This is a genomic window from Mesorhizobium sp. P5_C1 (assembly GCF_054049815.1).
In genome coordinates this window covers 1-2,204 of sequence record NZ_JBFULQ010000734.1, presented here as the reverse complement: position 1 = coordinate 2,204, position 2,204 = coordinate 1, and the positions used below count along the sequence as shown (strand labels likewise).

Genomic DNA, 2,204 nt, shown 5'->3' with positions numbered 1-2,204 from the left:
ACCTCGGGATCAAAACGGTGAGCTGGCTGACACTTCTCGGCGAGGGCCTGTCAGCGATCGACGCTTCTTGGGCGGAACTGGTGAAAAGCTGCGCGTCCCTCAGTTCCGTCGACATCGAGCGCGGACGACGAGGCTACCTGATGCGACTTGGCTCAGAGCCGAATGTCGAAGACATGAACCGACCGAAAACGGTCAATGATGCCTATTTCGACGCAAGCCGCCTTCTGGAACCTCTTTTCCTTCGGGAACACCCAAGATTTTCAGGCAGACTTTTTTTCGAGAACGACAACACGGTCGAGTGGATCCACAGGTTCATCAATCCCTTGGGCTGGCGATAGGATCGGCAAGCAAGCGCCGCTCGATTGCCCATACTTTGACCCTGTCGGCAACCGGCAGATATGGAGGATCCTGGTCGAAATGTTCGGCAATCTTGTCTCCCAGCAAGTCGGGTTCGACTGAGAAAAGTTCGTCATGCTCTTTGGCTTCGGGGAAAAGCTCCAGGAAGGAAATGCCGGCGGCGGCGACCAGAGCAGGTGTGCGCATCTGGTGGATCAGCCAATGCAGAATGTTGCGGTCGCCCAGCATGCCGGCGCCACGTACGGCCAAAGGCGCGGTTTCAGGCGATTTGAACAGTCCGCCCATCCAGGCGCGGACATCCCTGTCGGGTGAGGCCTTGACGGCGGCGCGCAACGCCGTCATTGCGTCAGCGCTTCTGCTGACGGCAACCTTGCGAAGTTCGGAGCTGGCCAGGTCGCCTGAACCGAGTTCCGCCAGTGACCAGGCGGCCCAGAAGCGTGGCAACTCTTCGGTATCATCCAACGCAGTGCTCAGTTGCGGAAGGAGATCGGCTCGTCCGATTTTTCCGGCAAGCCGCAGTGACGCGGCGCGAACTCGTGCATCCGGATCGCGCACAAGTCGAACCAGCATCTGCTTCGGGTCGACGCCATGCCCAAGGCAAGCCGATACGCCGAGATATCGCTTGAACGCATCCTGCGCTCCGATCCAGTCCCGCACCAGCGGCGCGATCGTTGCGGGCTGGTGCCACGCCAGCGCGCCGACCAATCCGCAAGCATCGTCCTCGCTTCGATTCCCATGCTCGACAACCTCGGCAATGCGGCGGCTGTCGTTCAATTCTATCGCCATCCATCCATACAGAAACAACTCGCCTTTCTCGGGGAAATCCTCATACACCGCAACGATGAACGGCCAAGCGGCCGACCCTGCGATACGCAAGCCATCCAGGTTGGCTTCCAGGCGCCGGTCGACACCGGCGACCACATCCAGGTTCGGCGGATCCGACGCCATCAAAGTGTCGCGTTGCGCCCAGAAGAATGCGACCTGCTCGGCGTGCTGCCTTACGACATCCGGCACTATCCGCCGACCGGGCGTGCCTTCTGATTTCGACTTGTCGCTTGCCGCCAACATCAATTGAGGTCGATCGAACCGCCACGGATACGATTGGTGGCGCTCGCCTGGCTGGTGACGAAAGTACCGCGAATGGTGATGCGGCCATCCTTTTCCATCAGGATCGTCGCCTTGCCGCATCGCAGCTCGATGCGCTCTTCCCCGGTAATGCGAACGCGCTCGCCGTCCCGCACGACCTGTGGCGCCGCAGTCTTGCGCGCCGGATCGACGATGCGGCCAACGATGAGCGGCCTGGCGGGATCGCCCTCTTGAAAGAGCAAAGCCACCTCGGAGCCGATCATATCGGACGTCAGCCCGGTCAAGCTGCGCGCGGGCAAGGCTGTCTGTTCCGGATTGCCGGGGAATACCACCAGCGGTGACGCCGCATCATCGAAACCGAGAAAGATGCCGATCACCACACCGTCAATGTGTTCGCGAACGTCACTCATCGCTGCATCCTCAATTCTCGCTGATCTTCGAGCCCTTGATCGTTATGTCACTCGATGCCTTGATGCCAATCTTGCCGCTTGCTTTGACCGAAATGTCCTTCCCCTCCAGGGCAATGGTACCGTCCTTCTTCATCATGAATTTGGCCGAACCACACTTGATCAGAATTTCGTCACCAACGGTAATAACCAGCTTTTTGCCGACATTGATTGAACTGTCTTCCCCGATCTGGATTGAACTCGCACCGGTCACTGACAGCGAACTCCCTCCACCAACCGTCGTTGTGTCATCGGCCGCGATGCTGGCGCTGCGCGCGGCACCAACGTTGAAAGACTGGGCGCTGCCTATAGTGA

Annotated in this window: 3 protein-coding genes and 1 pseudogene; 1 reads left to right on the top strand and 3 read right to left on the bottom strand. The window is 59.4% G+C overall.

What is annotated here, in order from left to right; all coding sequences use genetic code 11:
- Positions 1 to 338 (top strand): type VI immunity family protein (locus ACXJ7R_RS30585; protein WP_457155071.1); only part of this gene is annotated, 338 nt, incomplete at its 5' end.
- Here the strand turns inward: ACXJ7R_RS30585 and ACXJ7R_RS30580 are convergent.
- The 3 genes and pseudogenes from ACXJ7R_RS30580 to ACXJ7R_RS30570 form a co-directional block, all read right to left on the bottom strand.
- On the bottom strand, positions 316 to 1,425 hold the full coding sequence (locus ACXJ7R_RS30580; protein WP_457155070.1) for a HEAT repeat domain-containing protein: 1,110 nt from the start codon (positions 1,423 to 1,425) through the stop codon (positions 316 to 318). The genes ACXJ7R_RS30585 and ACXJ7R_RS30580 overlap by 23 nt on opposite strands.
- Positions 1,425 to 1,853 (bottom strand): DUF6484 domain-containing protein, encoded by a 429-nt coding sequence (locus ACXJ7R_RS30575; protein WP_457155069.1) that lies wholly within the window; start codon positions 1,851 to 1,853, stop codon positions 1,425 to 1,427. The genes ACXJ7R_RS30580 and ACXJ7R_RS30575 overlap by 1 nt, the downstream gene beginning before the upstream one ends.
- A gap of 10 nt (positions 1,854 to 1,863) precedes the next feature.
- Positions 1,864 to 2,204 (bottom strand): annotated as a pseudogene (locus ACXJ7R_RS30570) (type VI secretion system tip protein VgrG); the annotation flags it as partial.

What these genes read in the sequence shown, in the direction of transcription:
- ACXJ7R_RS30580 (WP_457155070.1), bottom strand. Translation starts at nt 1,425, where the DNA reads ATGTTGGCGGCAAGCGACAAGTCGAAATCAGAAGGCACGCCCGGTCGG.
- ACXJ7R_RS30575 (WP_457155069.1), bottom strand. Translation starts at nt 1,853, where the DNA reads ATGAGTGACGTTCGCGAACACATTGACGGTGTGGTGATCGGCATCTTT.